At 71.4% G+C, this 14,823-nt stretch carries 12 protein-coding genes; 6 read left to right on the plus strand and 6 right to left on the minus strand.

Translation table 11 applies throughout. The features are described 5' to 3' along the window. The first annotated feature begins 2 nt into the window (after nt 1-2). Nucleotides 3-572, plus strand: coding sequence for a dienelactone hydrolase family protein (locus tag IF89_RS0130110; RefSeq protein WP_030774809.1), 570 nt, complete (start codon nt 3-5; stop codon nt 570-572). A gap of 75 nt (nt 573-647) precedes the next feature. Here the strand turns inward: IF89_RS0130110 and IF89_RS0130115 are convergent, their stop codons facing one another. From IF89_RS0130115 to IF89_RS0130135, 5 genes are all read right to left on the minus strand, one after another. Further along, nucleotides 648-1,595, minus strand: coding sequence for a zinc metalloprotease (locus IF89_RS0130115; RefSeq protein ID WP_030774810.1), 948 nt, complete (start codon nt 1,593-1,595; stop codon nt 648-650). Between the two features lie 233 nt (nt 1,596-1,828). Then, a complete protein-coding gene (locus IF89_RS0130120) occupies nt 1,829-3,490 on the minus strand; it encodes an alkaline phosphatase D family protein (protein WP_234327918.1) in 1,662 nt (553 codons plus the stop codon). 140 nt (nt 3,491-3,630) lie between these two features. Then, nucleotides 3,631-4,425, minus strand: coding sequence for a DsbA family protein (locus tag IF89_RS0130125; RefSeq protein ID WP_030774814.1), 795 nt, complete (start codon nt 4,423-4,425; stop codon nt 3,631-3,633). A 48-nt stretch (nt 4,426-4,473) separates the two neighbouring features. Further along, nucleotides 4,474-5,163: a hypothetical protein gene (locus tag IF89_RS0130130; protein WP_030774816.1), complete on the minus strand. Its 690-nt coding sequence runs from the start codon at nt 5,161-5,163 to the stop codon at nt 4,474-4,476. A gap of 37 nt (nt 5,164-5,200) precedes the next feature. After that, on the minus strand, nt 5,201-6,526 hold the full coding sequence (locus IF89_RS0130135) for a DUF2252 domain-containing protein (RefSeq protein ID WP_030774817.1): 1,326 nt from the start codon (nt 6,524-6,526) through the stop codon (nt 5,201-5,203). A 171-nt stretch (nt 6,527-6,697) separates the two neighbouring features. Between IF89_RS0130135 and dnaE the strand changes: the two genes are divergently transcribed. Further along, nucleotides 6,698-10,240: a DNA polymerase III subunit alpha gene (dnaE, locus tag IF89_RS0130140; protein WP_030774818.1), complete on the plus strand. Its 3,543-nt coding sequence runs from the start codon at nt 6,698-6,700 to the stop codon at nt 10,238-10,240. Between the two features lie 89 nt (nt 10,241-10,329). Here dnaE and IF89_RS47145 read toward each other — a convergent pair whose 3' ends face one another. Beyond that, nucleotides 10,330-10,491: a hypothetical protein gene (locus IF89_RS47145; RefSeq protein WP_199820583.1), complete on the minus strand. Its 162-nt coding sequence runs from the start codon at nt 10,489-10,491 to the stop codon at nt 10,330-10,332. Nucleotides 10,492-10,712: 221 nt separating this feature from the next. On the opposite strand from IF89_RS47145, the gene IF89_RS0130150 reads away from it, so the two are divergent. The 4 genes from IF89_RS0130150 (at nt 10,713) to IF89_RS38435 (ending at nt 14,677) form a co-directional block, all read left to right on the plus strand. After that, nucleotides 10,713-12,020 (plus strand): NYN domain-containing protein, encoded by a 1,308-nt coding sequence (locus IF89_RS0130150; protein WP_234327919.1) that lies wholly within the window; start codon nt 10,713-10,715, stop codon nt 12,018-12,020. 28 nt (nt 12,021-12,048) lie between these two features. Next, on the plus strand, nt 12,049-13,086 hold the full coding sequence (locus IF89_RS0130155; RefSeq protein ID WP_030774820.1) for an ABC transporter ATP-binding protein: 1,038 nt from the start codon (nt 12,049-12,051) through the stop codon (nt 13,084-13,086). Further along, nucleotides 13,083-13,934, plus strand: coding sequence for an ABC transporter permease (locus IF89_RS0130160; RefSeq protein WP_078628604.1), 852 nt, complete (start codon nt 13,083-13,085; stop codon nt 13,932-13,934). The genes IF89_RS0130155 and IF89_RS0130160 overlap by 4 nt, the downstream gene beginning before the upstream one ends. A gap of 71 nt (nt 13,935-14,005) precedes the next feature. Beyond that, nucleotides 14,006-14,677 carry a hypothetical protein gene (locus IF89_RS38435; RefSeq protein ID WP_199820584.1) on the plus strand — a complete coding sequence of 224 codons (672 nt, stop codon included), beginning with the start codon at nt 14,006-14,008 and terminating at the stop codon, nt 14,675-14,677. The last annotated feature ends 146 nt before the right edge of the window (nt 14,678-14,823 follow it).

The raw sequence follows: 14,823 nt of genomic DNA on the forward strand, positions 1-14,823 counted from the left end.
GCATGAACATCATGCTCTTCCACTCGACGTACGGGTTGCGGCCCGCGGTGCACGCGGCGGCCGACCGGCTGCGCGCGGCCGGTCACCAGGTCCAGGTGCCGGACCTCTTCGACGGGCGCACCTTCGACACCGTCGAGGAGGGCATGGCCCACCAGGAGGAGATCGGCCGTGACGAGCTGCTGAAGCGGGCGGTGCTGGCCTCGGCCCCGCACTCCGACCAGGGACTGGTCTACGCGGGCTTCTCCTTCGGCGGTTCCCTCGCCCAGCACCTGGCGCTGGCCGACGAGAAGGCGCGCGGCCTGCTGCTCCTGCACGGCACGGCGGACCTGGAGGACGGCGCCTCGGTGGACGAACTCCCGGTGCAGCTGCACATCGCCGACCCGGACCCGTTCGAGCCGCACGACTGGCTGACGGCCTGGTACCTGCGCATGCAGCGGGCCGGGGCGGACGTCGAGGTCCACAGCTACCCGGGTGCCGGGCACCTGTTCACCGACCCGGACCTCGACGACTACGACGCCGAGGCGGCGGAGGAGGCGTGGAGGACCGCTGTCGGCTTCCTCGACAGCCTGTAGGCAGCGTCGGGCTGCCGGACGTGCAGAAGGGCCCGGACCGGCGGATGCCGGCCCGGGCCCTCCTCGTCCGGGGGGTCAGCCCGCCCGGTAGGCAGTCCAGTTGCTGCTCATGCGGGCCACCTGGCCGGCCGTGAACTGGTACATGCAGGAGTCGTACGTGTAGTCCATGAAGTTGCGGATCGGGTCCGCGCCGGGCTTGCTGGCGCAGCTGTCGCGCCCGGTCGGGCACTCGTACGCGGCGCTCTTCTCGGCCGGGGTGTCGGAGACGTAGTCGCCGTTGCCGTTGCAGCCGCCCTGGAAGGTGTGGTACAGCCCGAGCCAGTGGCCGACCTCGTGGGTGGCGGTGTCGCCCTCGTTGTAGTTGGCCGAGGAGCCGCCGGGCAGCGAGCTGTCCAGCACGACCACGCCGTCCATCTTCGGGTTGGAGGCGTAGGAGGTCGGGAAGGTCGCCCAGCCGAGGAGGCCGCCGGAGAGCTTGGCGGTGTAGAAGTTGAGCGCGCCCGGGCCGCCCTGGCGCAGGGTGTTCTTCATGTCCTTCTCGGCCTGGGAGCCGGAGGCCAGGTTGTACCAGGACGCGTTGTCCGTGTAGTCGGTCGACGCCAGGGTGAACTGGAAGTTCGTGTTGACGTTGCCGGTGCCCTGGCCGCCGTAGGCCGCGTTCAGGACCGCGAGCTGCTTGCTGACGTCCGTGGACGTGAGCTTGCCGGTGGTGCCGGAGTGGATGACGTGGAAGTACACGGGGATGTTCACGACGGCCTCGGCGGCGGCGAGGCTGCGCTGCGGCTGGTTCTTGAGGGCCTTGTCCAGCTTCGACTTCAGGTCGGCGTCCATGGCCTTCGCCTGGGCGTCGGTGACCTCGTTCGGCTCGTGCGCGTGCTCGTCGTGGGCGCGGGCGACGCGGGCGTTGGCGGGCGCGGCGGCCTCGTCGGCGCACACCTCGGCGGGGGTCTTGGCGGCCGCGAGCGTGGTGGGCGCGGCGAGCGGGGTGAAGGCCAGGGTGCCGGCCAGCACGGCCGTGCCCATGAGGCGGCGGCGAAGAAGGGGGGATATGCGGGCGTTCGCGCGCACGTGTGCTCCTCGCGAGTGGGGATCGTGGGGGGTGGTGGCCTGAAGGATCTTCTTCAGCTGGCGGGAAGCTTATGTGTGCATGACATATTCAGGTCAAGTGTCTTACGTAAAAGATTTGTTGCCGAAGACGCACAGGGGGCGCCTGGTATGTACCAGACGCCCCCTGTCGCAACAGATTTGACAGTGGATCAGCGGACCGGCTGGTGCACCCGCTCGACCTTCTGGGTGCCGTTCAGGGTGCGGTAGGAGCGGGACCACGCGGACGTGGCGCCGGGCCGGCGCTTGTCGGAGATGACGTAGTAGTCCATCTGCGAACGCTCCGGCGTCACGTCCAGCACGCCGTAGCCGTGCGCGTCCATGTCGAGCCACTTCACGTGCCAGTTGGCGGCCTTGATCGCGGACTCGGCCACCAGCGAGACCGTGTCCGGCAGCACGTGGAGGATGTCGTCGAGGTTGTCCGAGGTCACCGACGTGACGACGAACTCGGTCGCCGCCGTGCCCGACCCGGGGTAGGTGGCCATGTTCACCGGGACCTCGTTCGCCCAGGCCATGTGGATGTCACCGGTCAGGAACACCGTGTTCTTGACGTTCCGGTCCTTCAGGTGGCCCAGCAGCTCCTTGCGGTCGTCCGTGTACCCGTCCCACTGGTCGACATTGACGGCTATGCCGCCCTCGGGCAGGCCGAGCAGCTCGGCGAGCGGCCCCAGCAGGTGAGCGGGCAGCGAGCCGAAGGCGACCGGCGAGATCATCACGGACGTGCCGACCAGCTTCCAGGTCGCGTCGGATCCGGCGAGGCCCGACTTGAGCCAGTCCAGCTGGGCGCGCCCGGTGATGCTGCGCTCCGGGTCGTCCACCGCGCCGCTCCCCACCTTGGCCTGCTGGGAGCGGAAGGAGCGCAGGTCCAGCAGGTGGAGGTCGGCGAGGGTGCCGAAGCGCAGCCTGCGGTAGACGGTCCCCGCGGTCGAGGTCCGTACCGGCATCCACTCGAAGTACGCCTGCTTCGCGGCCTCGGCGCGCGCCGCCCAGTCGCCCTCGGCGCCCGCCGTGTGGTTCTCGGCGCCGCCGGACCACATGTCGTTCGCGAACTCGTGGTCGTCCCAGATGGCGATGACCGGGTGCGCCCGGTGCAGCGCCTGGAGGTCCGCGTCCGTCTTGTACGTGCCGTGCCGGGTGCGGTAATCGGCCAGCGAGAGGATCTCGTGCTTCGGATCGTGCTGGCGCACGGTGTACTTGGCCTCCGGGTAGCCCCCGGACGGGTACTCGTATATGTAGTCGCCCAGGTGCAGGACCGCGTGCAGGTCCGTACGGGCGGCCAGGTGGCGGTAGGCCGAGAAGTAGCCGGACTCCCAGTTGGCGCAGGAGACCACGCCGAGGCGGACCTGCGCGGTGGTCACGTCGTGGCCGGGGGTGGTCAGGGTGCGTCCGACGGGGGAGACGGCGGAGCCGGCGGTGAACCGGTACCAGTAGGGCGTCTGCGGCTGGAGCCCCCGCACGTCCACCTTGACCGTGTGGTCGGCGGTCGCGCTCGTGGTGACGGTACCCCGGGCGACGACACGGGAGAAGGCCTGGTCCGCGGCCACCTCCCAGCCCACCTGGACGGCCGGGCCGAGTCCGGAGCCGGGGGCGGCCTCGGGGGCGGGGGTGACGCGGGTCCACAGCAGGACGCCGTCGGGCAGCGGGTCGCCGGAGGCGACGCCGTGCAGGAAGGCGGGCGCGGTGCCCGCCGCGTGGGCGGTTCCGGCGCCCAGCGAGGTGAGAGGGGCCAGCGTGGCCGTGGCCGCCGCAGCGAGGACGACGGTACGGCGCCGGGGCGTTGCCGCGGCCTGGGAAGGGATGAGATGACTGGTCACGGCCGGTCATATTACCGACGGGTACAGGGCGGGGAACAGATGTCGGAACGCAACGGGCGGGCGAACTCTGGGAGTTCGCCCGCCCGTTGGCCCGTGTGCGGGCCGGCCGGTCCGGAAGTACCCGTCCCGGAACGTCCGGATCAGCCCTGCAGGGCCTTGTCGATCGCCGCCGTGAACTGCTCCGCCGTCTGCGGAGTGTCGATCTTCTTGCCGTCCATCTTCAGGGTCGGCGTACCCTTCACGCCCGACTTGTCGAAGGCCTTCGACATCTCCAGCGCCCACCGGTCGAACGTGCCGTCCTCGACGGCCTTCTTGAACTCGGCGTTGCCCTTGAGCGCCGGGACGGTGTCCGCGACCTTCAGCAGGTAGTCGTCCTTGGCGAAGCTGTCGACGGTCTCCTCGGGGTGCTGCTCCTTGGAGTACAGGGCGCCCTTGAACTCCAGGAACGCCTCCGGGCTGACGTTCAGCGCCGCGCCCAGCGCGCTCAGCGCGTTCTTCGAGCCCTCGCCCTTGACCGCGTTGTCGATGAAGGTGGCGCCCACGTACTGGAGCTTGTACTTGCCCGCGTCGACGTCCTTCTTGATCTGCTCGCCGGCTGCCTGCTCGAAGGAGGCGCAGGCCGGGCAGCGCGAGTCCTCGTACAGCTCCAGCGTCTTCTTCGCGTCGGCCTTGCCGACGACGACCGTGGTGCCGTCCTCGCCCGTGGTGTTCTTCGGCTTGACCAGCTCGGCCTTGGCGGCCTTCTCCCAGTGGTCGGGCTCGTTGGCCTTCATGACCCCGTAGGCGATACCGCCGGCCAGACCCAGCGCGGCGACCACGCCGACGCCGACTATGACCTGCCTCCGGATCCGGTCCTTCTTGGCCTGCGCCTCGCGCTCGGCGCGCAGCCGCTCGCGGGCCGCCGCCTTGTTCGCCTGGCTGTTGCGTGAACTCATCATGATCTCCGTGGTGTGTGACAGGGGGAAGGGACTGCCGTACGTGCGTCAGGCGCGCGCGAGCGCACCGAGCACGGGAGGTCCCCGCCGTCCCACGGAGTGCGCGGGGAAACGCGTACGGGCCCCGGCACCCGCCGCCACCGCCCGCAGCCCCCGCCGTACCGGCCCGGAAGCCACCGCGACCGCGGCCGCCGCCAGTCGCAGCGGCCGGAACGCGAAGGCCGCCACCGCCCGCAGCAGCCGGCCCACCGCCCGCTCGCCGTGGCGCAGCCAGAGGGCGGCGAGCAGCCCCACCGACACGTGACCGCCGAGCAGCAGCCACGGCGTGTACGGCCCCGGCGAGGACAGCAGCGCCGCCGCGTCCGCGGCGGGCCCCGCCACCTCGGTCAGCGGTCCGCCCACCGGGGCGCCCCCGCACAGCTCCTCCAGGCCCATGGCGCGCAGCGGACCCGAGACGGGCCCGCCGGCCGGGCCGTAGCAGAGGTGCTGGCCGGCGGTGAAGACGGTGTCGGCGGCCAGCTCCAGCGGTACGAGCAGGCCCGCGATGGGGCCGAAACCCCGCTCACGGCCGGCGAGGGCGTAGGCGATCACGAACACGCCCGCGAAGGCCCCGCCGACCAGCGAGGGCGGCAGCGGGACCTGGGACATCAGGACGTGCGAGCCGGACGAGAGCAGCACGACGAGCGCGCTGAACAGCGCGGCCCGCAGCCCCCTGAGTCCCGTCCCGGAAAAGTCCATCCTCGCGAGTGTGCCACGTGTTCCTGTGGGCGCCGGTTCAGGGGGTGAGACGGCCGTTGCGGAACAGGTCCACGAAGATCTGGTGGTCGGCGCGCGCCCGCGCCCCGTACGCGTGCGCGAAGTCCACCAGCAGCCCCGCGAAACCCTCCTCGTCGGCGGCGATCGCCGCGTCGATGGCCCGCTCGGTGGAGAACGGCACCAGCGACTGCCCGCTCTCCGCCTCGTCCGCAGACGCGTGCATGGTCGCCGTGGCCCGGCCCAGGTCCGCGACGACCGCCGCGATCTCCTCCGGGTCGTCCAGGTCCGACCAGTCCAGGTCCACCGCGTACGGCGAGACCTCCGCGACCAGCTGACCCGCCCCGTCCAGCTCCGTCCAGCCCAGCCACGGGTCGGCGTGCGCCTGGAGCGCCCGCTGCGAGATCACCGTGCGGTGCCCCTCGTGCCGGAAGTACTCCCGCACCGCCCGGTCCGTGATGTGCCGGGACACCGCCGGGGTCTGCGCCTGCTTGAGGTAGATCACGACATCGTTCTCCAGGGCGTCGCTGTGCCCCTCCAGCAGGATGTTGTAGGAGGGCAGGCCCGCCGAGCCGATGCCGACGCCCCGGCGGCCCACCACGTCCTTGACCCGGTAGGAGTCCGGCCGCACCAGGGACTCGTCGGGCAGCGTCTCCAGGTACCCGTCGAAGGCGGCCAGCACCTTGTAGCGGGTCGCGGCGTCCAGCTCGATCGACCCGCCGCCGGAACGGAAGCGGCGCTCGTAGTCCCGTATCTCCGTCATCGAGTCCAGCAGCGCGAACCGCGTGCGGGACCGGGCCGAGCGCAGCGCGCCCAGCAGCGGGCCCTCGGCGGTGTCCAGGGTGAAGGAGGGGACCTCCTCGTACTTGGCGCCCGCCGCCAGCCGGTGGATCCGCTCCCGGTAGGCGACCGCGTAGATCCGCACCAGCTCGCCTATCTGGTCGTCGCTGAGCGCCTTGGTGTAGCCGATCAGTGCGACGGAGGCCGCGAAGCGCTTGAGGTCCCAGGTGAAGGGGCCGACGTAGGCCTCGTCGAAGTCGTTGACGTTGAAGATCAGTCGGCCGTTGGAGTCCATGTACGTGCCGAAGTTCTCGGCGTGCAGATCGCCGTGGATCCACACCCGGCCGGTCCGCTCGTCCAGGTAGGGGCCGCCGTGCCGGTCCCGCTCCAGGTCGGAGTAGAAGAGGCAGGCCGTGCCGCGGTAGAAGGCGAAGGCCGAGGCGGCCATCTTGCGGAACTTGACCTGGAAGGCAGCGGGGTCGGCTGCGAGCAGTTCACCGAACGCGGTGTCGAACACGTCGAGGATCTCCTCGGCGCGCTGCTCGTCGGTCGTCACGGGGACCGCCATGGCGGGTTCCTCCTGGTGCACGGGGTGGTACGGGCTCTGCCGGACGGGACGCCGGACCTGCGCCCCTGGTTCTGCAACGCCCGACCGTACCCCCGCGTGCCCGTGATCTGTCACCCGTGGGACGTAGGATTCGAAGCTGCCCCCTCCCCCCGCCGCCAGGAGACCAGCGCCGTGACCAAGACGCCGTTCACGCACCTGCACGTCCACACCCAGTACTCGCTGCTGGACGGTGCTGCACGGCTGAAGGACATGTTCAACGCGTGCAACGAGATGGGCATGACCCACATCGCCATGTCCGACCACGGCAACCTGCACGGCGCCTACGACTTCTTCCACTCCGCCCAGAAGGCCGGGGTCACGCCCATCATCGGGATCGAGGCGTACGTCGCCCCCGAGTCCCGGCGCAACAAGCGGCGCATCCAGTGGGGCCAGCCCCACCAGAAGCGCGACGACGTCTCCGGTTCCGGCGGTTACACCCACAAGACGATCTGGGCGGCGAACGCCACCGGCCTGCACAACCTCTTCCGGCTGTCCTCCGACGCCTACGCCGAGGGCTGGCTCACCAAGTGGCCCCGCATGGACAAGGAGACCATCAGCCAGTGGTCCGAGGGCCTGATCGCCTCCACCGGCTGCCCGTCCGGCGAGCTGCAGACCAGGCTGCGCCTCGGCCAGTTCGACGAGGCCCTGAAGTCGGCCTCCGAGTACCAGGACATCTTCGGCAAGGACCGCTACTTCCTGGAGCTGATGGACCACGGCATCGAGATCGAGCGCCGGGTCCGCGACGGACTGCTGGAGATCGGCAAGAAGCTCGGCATCCCGCCCCTGGTGACGAACGACTCGCACTACACGTACGCCAGCGAGGCCGCCGCCCACGACGCCCTGCTGTGCATCCAGACCGGCAAGAACCTCTCGGACCCCGACCGCTTCCGCTTCGACGGCTCCGGCTACTACCTGAAGTCGACCGACGAGATGTACGCCATCGACTCCTCGGACGCCTGGCAGGAGGGCTGCGCCAACACCAGGCTGGTCGCCGACCAGATCGACACGGAGGGCATGTTCACCTTCCGGAACCTGATGCCGAAGTTCGACATCCCGGAGGGCTACACCGAGGTCACCTGGTTCCGCGAGGAGACCATGCGCGGCATGCACCGCCGCTTCCCCGGGGGCATCCCCGAGGACCGCATGAAGCAGGTCGAGTACGAGATGGACACGATCATCTCGATGGGCTTCCCCGGCTACTTCCTCGTCGTCGCCGACTTCATCATGTGGGCGAAGAACCAGGGCATCGCCGTCGGCCCCGGCCGAGGCTCCGCGGCCGGCTCGATCGTCGCCTACGCCATGGGCATCACCGACCTCGACCCCATCCCGCACGGCCTGATCTTCGAGCGCTTCCTCAACCCCGAGCGCGTCTCCATGCCCGATGTCGACATCGACTTCGACGAGCGCCGGCGCGTCGAGGTCATCCGGTACGTGACCGAGAAGTACGGCGCCGACAAGGTCGCCATGATCGGCACCTACGGCACCATCAAGGCCAAGAACGCGATCAAGGACTCCGCCCGCGTGCTGGGCTACCCGTACGCCATGGGCGACCGCCTCACCAAGGCCATGCCCGCCGACGTCCTCGGCAAGGGCATCCCGCTCTCCGGCATCCTCGACCCCTCGCACCCGCGCTACAGCGAGGCCGGCGAGATCCGCTCGATGTACGAGAACGAGCCGGACGTGAAGAAGGTGATCGACACCGCCCGCGGCGTCGAGGGCCTGGTCCGCCAGATGGGCGTGCACGCCGCCGGCGTGATCATGTCCAGCGAGAGGATCACCGACCACGTACCCGTCTGGGTGCGGCACACCGACGGCGTCACCATCACCCAGTGGGACTACCCGAGCTGCGAGTCGCTCGGCCTGCTGAAGATGGACTTCCTCGGCCTGCGCAACCTCACGATCATGGACGACGCCGTCAAGATGGTGAAGGCCAACAAGGGCGTCGACATCGACCTCCTGGCCCTCCCGCTCGACGACCCCAAGACCTTCGAGCTGCTCCAGCGCGGTGACACCCTCGGCGTCTTCCAGTTCGACGGCGGCCCCATGCGCTCCCTGCTGCGCCTGATGAAGCCCGACAACTTCGAAGACATCTCCGCCGTGTCGGCCCTCTACCGGCCCGGCCCGATGGGCATGAACTCGCACACGAACTACGCCCTGCGCAAGAACAAGCAGCAGGAGATCACCCCGATCCACCCCGAGCTGGAGAAGCCGCTCGAAGAGGTGCTCGCGGTCACCTACGGCCTGATCGTCTACCAGGAGCAGGTGCAGAAGGCCGCCCAGATCATCGCCGGCTACTCGCTCGGCGAGGCCGACATCCTCCGCCGCGTGATGGGCAAGAAGAAGCCCGAGGAGCTGGCCAAGAACTTCACCATCTTCCAGGAGGGCGCCCGCAGGAACGGCTACTCCGACGAGGCCATCCAGGCCCTCTGGGACGTGCTGGTCCCCTTCGCCGGCTACGCCTTCAACAAGGCCCACTCGGCCGCGTACGGCCTCGTCTCCTACTGGACCGCCTACCTCAAGGCGAACTACCCGGCCGAATACATGGCGGGCCTGCTCACCTCGGTCAAGGACGACAAGGACAAGTCCGCGATCTACCTGAACGAGTGCCGCCGCATGGGCATCAAGGTGCTCCCGCCGAACGTCAACGAGTCGGAGTCGAACTTCGCCGCGCAGGGCGACGACGTGATCCTCTTCGGCCTCACCGCCGTCCGCAACGTCGGCCAGAACGTCGTCGACTCGATCATCAGGACCAGGAAGGCCAAGGGGAAGTTCTCCTCCTTCCCCGACTTCCTCGACAAGGTCGAGGCCGTCGTCTGCAACAAGCGGACCATCGAGTCGCTGATCAAGGCCGGCGCCTACGACGAGATGGGCCACACCCGCAAGGGCCTCGTCGCCCACCACGAATCGATGATCGACAACGTGGTCGCCGTCAAGCGCAAGGAGGCCGAGGGGCAGTTCGACCTCTTCGGCGGAATGGGTGACGAGGGCGGCGCCGACGAGCCCGGCTTCGGCCTGGACGTGGAGTTCTCCGACGTCGAGTGGGAGAAGTCCTACCTGCTGGCCCAGGAGCGCGAGATGCTCGGCCTCTACGTCTCCGACCACCCGCTCTTCGGCCTGGAGCACGTGCTCTCCGACAAGACCGACGCGGGCATCTCCCAGCTCACCGGCGGCGAGCACTCCGACGGCGCCGTCGTCACCATCGGCGGCATCATCTCCGGCCTCCAGCGCAAGATGACCAAGCAGGGCAACGCCTGGGCCATCGCCACCGTCGAGGACCTGGCCGGCTCCATCGAGTGCATGTTCTTCCCCGCGACCTACCAGCTCGTCTCCACCCAGCTGGTCGAGGACACCGTCGTCTTCGTCAAGGGCCGCCTCGACAAGCGCGAGGACGTCCCCCGCCTGGTCGCCATGGAGATGATGGTCCCCGACCTCTCCTCCGCCGGCACCAACGCCCCCGTGGTCCTCACCATCCCCACCGTCAAGGTCACCCCCCCGATGGTGACCCGTCTGGGCGAGATCCTGCGCCACCACAAGGGCAACACCGAGGTACGGATCAAGCTCCAGGGGCCGCGGACCACCACCGTGCTCCGCCTCGACCGGCACCGCGTCCAGCCCGACCCGGCGCTCTTCGGCGACCTCAAGGTCCTGCTCGGACCGTCCTGCCTGGCCGGATAGCAGCCGACCCCACACACGACGAGGGCCTGCCCGGCCGTACCGGGCAGGCCCTGCGCGCTCACGGCCGCAACCGGCCGGTGCGCGGTGGGTCAGTTGTGGCCGAACCGCTTCTGCTTGCTCTTGTGGGCCAGGTCCATGGGACTCGGCGCCTGGGACGACTGCTCGTGCGAGGAATCCGCCCGCGACACGTCCTGCCCGCCCGCGCGGGTCTGCTGCTTCGCCGGCTGCTTCTGGTTCTTGTTCTTGGCCATGGTGGAGCCTCCGTGAGGGTCTAGGGGCCAGGACCGCCTTCACCCTCACACAGCCCCGGAAAGCGCGCATTTTGGATCATTGCCGCGCATCGCGGCAGGCGGCTTCCTGCCGCCCCGTGAGATCCGCCACGCCGATGATCGAGTTCCGGCCTTCAACACCCGCGAGGTCGGGCAGACTCGGGGAACCCCGGAAAACGACATGGGGACCCCCAGGGAAGAGGGTGGAACGCGTGGACCGCTGCGTCGTCCTGGTGGACGCCGGCTACCTGCTGGGCGCCGCCGCCAGCCTTCTCGCTGGGGAGCCCTCCCGCTCCCGGATCACCGTCGACCACGCCGCCCTCATCCAGGGCCTGCGCGAGCGCGCCGAAGCCGACACCCAGCAGCCCCTGCTGCGCATCTACTGGTTCGACGGCGCACCCGACCGGGTCCCGCAGCCCGAACACCGCAGGCTGCGCGTCATGCCCCGGGTCACCGTCCGCCTCGGCGCCCTGACCCGCAGCGACGGCCGCTGGGCGCAGAAGGGCGTCGACGCCGCCATGCACGCCGAACTCACCGAGCTCGCCCGCAACCGCGCCTGCTCCGACGTGGTCCTGGTCACCGGCGACGGCGACCTGCTGCCGGGCCTGATGTCCGCCAAGGAGCACGGCGTCGCCGTCCACCTGTGGGCCGTCCAGGCCGCCGACGGCGACTACAACCAGTCCGAGGACCTCGTCGCCGAGGCCGACGAACGCCGCGTCCTCGACCGCGCCTGGATCACCCGGGCCGTCCGCGCCAAGGACCTCGCCGGACTGTGCTCGCCGCCGCCCGTGCCCCGCCCCGACATCGCCGCCATCCTCTCGGCGCCGCTGCCCGAGGCCGCACTCGCCGAGGCCGCCCGCAACGGCACCGCCGCCCCCGCCGCCGCCGAGCGCGAGCAGGCCCCCGTACCGGCACCCACCACCCCCGGCGGAAAGAGCGTCCCCACCCCCAAGGACCTCGCCGGGGCCCTGCGCGCACCCGGCAGCCACAGCGCCCCGCACTCCGCCGCGACCACCACGCCGTCCCCGGCCAGCGCCCTGCGCTGGTCCTCCGACAAGGGCTGGATCGACCGCGCCGGCCCCCTCGGTGAACCCGCCGAGACCGCCTCCCTGCCCACCCTCGCCCAGCTCACCAGCGCCGAACAGCGCTGGGCGGACCGCGAGGAGGACATCACCACCGTCGGCGGCGACCCCTTCGAAGTGGGACAGGTGTTCGCCCGGCGGTGGATGGAACGGCTCCCCGAGACCCTGCACCTGCAGAAACTGGCCACCATGTACCCGCGCATCCCGCACCGGATCGACGGCGAACTGCTGCGCTACGCCGCCCGCTTCGGCCTGCTCGCGCACAAGGACGACCAGATCGACGAGCACGACCGCTACGCCATCCGCGCCGGGTTCTGGAGGGAGATCGACGTCCGCGCCGCCGCCGAGCACGTCGCGGCAGTACCGGCCGCCGCGCCCGGAACCGCACCCGCCGACCTCCCGGCCCCGCTGACCCCGGCGGCCGAGTAGGGGCGGGAACCCCGTAGGCTGCTCCCTCGTGAGTACGGGCACAACACAGGCGCAGAACAGCACGGCGGCGGCCGCGGACGCGGCGTCGGACGTGGTCTGCGCGGTGCGTGACCTGGTCAAGACGTATCCGGCCGTCCGCGGACGGCGCGGCGCACCCGCCCTGCCCGAGACCCGCGCCAACGACGGCATCAGCCTCGACGTCCGGCGCGGCGAGGTCTTCGGCCTGCTCGGCCCCAACGGCGCGGGCAAGTCCACCCTGGTACGCCAGCTCACCGGCCTGATGCGGCCCGACGCGGGCACCGTGACCCTCCTCGGCCACGACCTCGTACGCCACCCCGGACGGGCCTCCCGGCTGCTCGCCTACCTCGGGCAGGAGTCCACCGCCCTCGACGAGCTCACCGTGGCCCTGGCCGCCGAGACCACCGGCCGGCTGCGCGGACTCGACGTACGGGCGGCACGCGCCGCGCGGGACGCCGTACTGGACGAACTCGGCCTGACCGGCATCGCCGCACGGCCCCTGAAGAAGCTCTCCGGCGGCCAGCGGCGCCTCGCCTGCTTCGCCACCGCGCTCGTCGGCGAGCGGCCCGTACTCGTCCTCGACGAACCCACCACCGGTATGGACCCCGTGGCCCGGCGGGCCGTGTGGGCGGCCGTGGACCGGCGCCGCGCACAGCACGGCGCGACCGTCCTGCTCGTCACCCACAACGTCATCGAGGCCGAGACCGTCCTCGACCGGGTCGCCGTCATCGACCAGGGCAAGGTCATCGCCTGCGACACGCCGACCGCGCTGAAGGCGCAGGTCTCGGGCGAGGTACGGCTGGAACTGGTGTGGCGCGAGGGCGCCCCGCTGACGGTGCCGGAGGTCGCCCGGCTGCGCGCCCGGGCCGTCGAGTCCGGCCGCCGCTGGGTACTCCGGCTCGCGCCGGACGAGGCCCGGGCCGCGGTGGCCTCGGTCACCGGCGGCCCGGCCTTCGCCGCGCTCGACGACTTCACCCTGGCCACCCCCAGCCTCGAAGACGTGTACCTGGCCCTCGGCGGCAAGACGAAAGGGCTGGTGAAGTCGTGAGCGACCGCTCCACAGGAGCCGTCCGGGCAGCGGTCGCGCCCGCGCCCGACGCCGTACCCACACCGGCACCGGCACGGGCGCCCGTGCCGGTGGCCGCGCCGCTGGCGCCCGGCGCGCGGTTCTTCCCCTCCCTGGCCGCCGTCTACCGGGCGCAGCTGTCCCGGGCCCGGGTGGCGCGCATCCCGCTGCTGTTCGTGGCCACCTTCCAGTCCGTCGGGATCATGGTCCTGATGCGCGGCGTCGTGGACGGGGGCTCGGAGGCCCGGGCCGTCGTCGCCGGGTCCTCGGTGCTGGTCGTCGCCTTCGTCGCACTGAACCTGCTCGCCCAGTACTTCGGGCAGCTGCGGGCCGGCGGCGGACTCGACCACTACGCCACCCTGCCGGTGCCGCCCGCCTCGGTGGTACTGGGCGCCGCCGCCGCGTACGCCTCCTTCACCCTGCCGGGCACGCTGGTCACCGCCGTCTTCGGCTGCCTGCTGTTCGGCCTGCCGATGAGCGCGCTGTGGATCCTGGCCGCCGTCGTCCCCCTGGCCGGGGCCGCGCTGGCCGGGCTCGGCGCCGCGCTCGGGCTGCTGGCGCCCCGGCAGGAGCTCGCCACCCTCGCCGGACAGCTCGGCATGTCGGCGGCGCTGCTGCTGGGCGTGCTGCCGCCCGAGCGGATGCCGGCCGTCATCGTCTGGGCGCGGGACCTGCTGCCTTCCACGTACGGGGTGGAGGCCTTCGCACGGACCTTCGCACCGGACCCGGACTGGGCCGCCGTCGCCTTCGACCTCGGCGTGTGCGGGGCCGTCGGGGTGGTCTCCCTGGCCGTGGCGACCTGGGCCTACCGGCGGGCGTCCGTGCGCTGAGCGGTCCGCCCGCGCGGTGCGCCGAGCGGTCCGCCGACGCCGGGGCCGGGCACACCTGGCACGATGTGGGGGTGACCGAAGCCGAGACCCCGCAGTCCCCGTTCGACCCGCCGCCGTCGCCGCCCCAGAAGCCGGGTGCCACCGCCGCGGCCATCACCCCGGAGGACGTCCGCGACGGGGCCGTCGTGGCCCTCGCGGTCGGGGTGGCCGGGCTGCTCCTCGGACTGCTGTGGGCCTGGCTGGCGCCGCGCGTGCAGTACGTCTCCAACGGGGAGGCGGTCTTCCTGCGCAACAGCGAGAGCGAGGCGCGGATCGCCGCCGACGGGACCTTCTTCCTGCTCTCGGTGGGGCTGGGCGTGCTCAGTGCCGTCGGCACGTTCCTGTGGCGCCGCGCGGGTGGTGTGCCGCTGGTCGTCGGGCTGGCCGTCGGGTCCGCCTTCGCCGCGCTGGCGGGGTGGCGGTTCGGGCTGTGGCTCGGATCGTCGCCGTCGGACCTGGCGGCCGCGGCGGCCGCGGCCGGCAAGGGAGTGCCGTTCGACGCGCCGCTGGAGCTGCTGGCCCATGGGGCGCTGCTGGTCTGGCCGATGACCGCCGTGCTGGTGCACCTGGGGTGCACCGCGCTGTGGACGCCGCGGGATCCGGAGCCGGATCCGCTGGCCGGGTGGAGCGGGTACTACCGGCCGGCCGCGCCGCTGCCGCCGACCGAGGCCGGTCCGACCGCGTCGGAGGCCCCGCGGGCCTGACCCCGCCGCCGCGCGGAGCGTGTCCCCGCCCCGCCCTTTCTCCGTTTCCCGGGGCCCTGCCCCGGTCCCCCCGGGGCTCCGCCCCGGACCCCGTGCCGCAAACGCCGGCGGGGCTGGGGGTGGGGGCTCAAGCGCCGGTGGGGCTG

This window comes from Streptomyces sp. NRRL F-2664 (assembly GCF_000719345.1).
Classification (GTDB): Bacteria; Actinomycetota; Actinomycetes; order Streptomycetales; family Streptomycetaceae; genus Streptomyces.

Excerpts from the sequence above, each read along its gene's own strand:
- IF89_RS0130110 (WP_030774809.1), top strand. The coding sequence starts at position 3 with ATGAACATCATGCTCTTCCACTCGACGTACGGGTTGCGGCCCGCGGTG.
- IF89_RS0130115 (WP_030774810.1), bottom strand. The coding sequence starts at position 1,595 with ATGGGCACGGCCGTGCTGGCCGGCACCCTGGCCTTCACCCCGCTCGCC.
- IF89_RS0130125 (WP_030774814.1), bottom strand. The coding sequence starts at position 4,425 with ATGAGTTCACGCAACAGCCAGGCGAACAAGGCGGCGGCCCGCGAGCGG.
- IF89_RS0130130 (WP_030774816.1), bottom strand. The coding sequence starts at position 5,163 with ATGGACTTTTCCGGGACGGGACTCAGGGGGCTGCGGGCCGCGCTGTTC.
- IF89_RS0130135 (WP_030774817.1), bottom strand. The coding sequence starts at position 6,526 with ATGGCGGTCCCCGTGACGACCGACGAGCAGCGCGCCGAGGAGATCCTC.
- IF89_RS47145 (WP_199820583.1), bottom strand. The coding sequence starts at position 10,491 with ATGGCCAAGAACAAGAACCAGAAGCAGCCGGCGAAGCAGCAGACCCGC.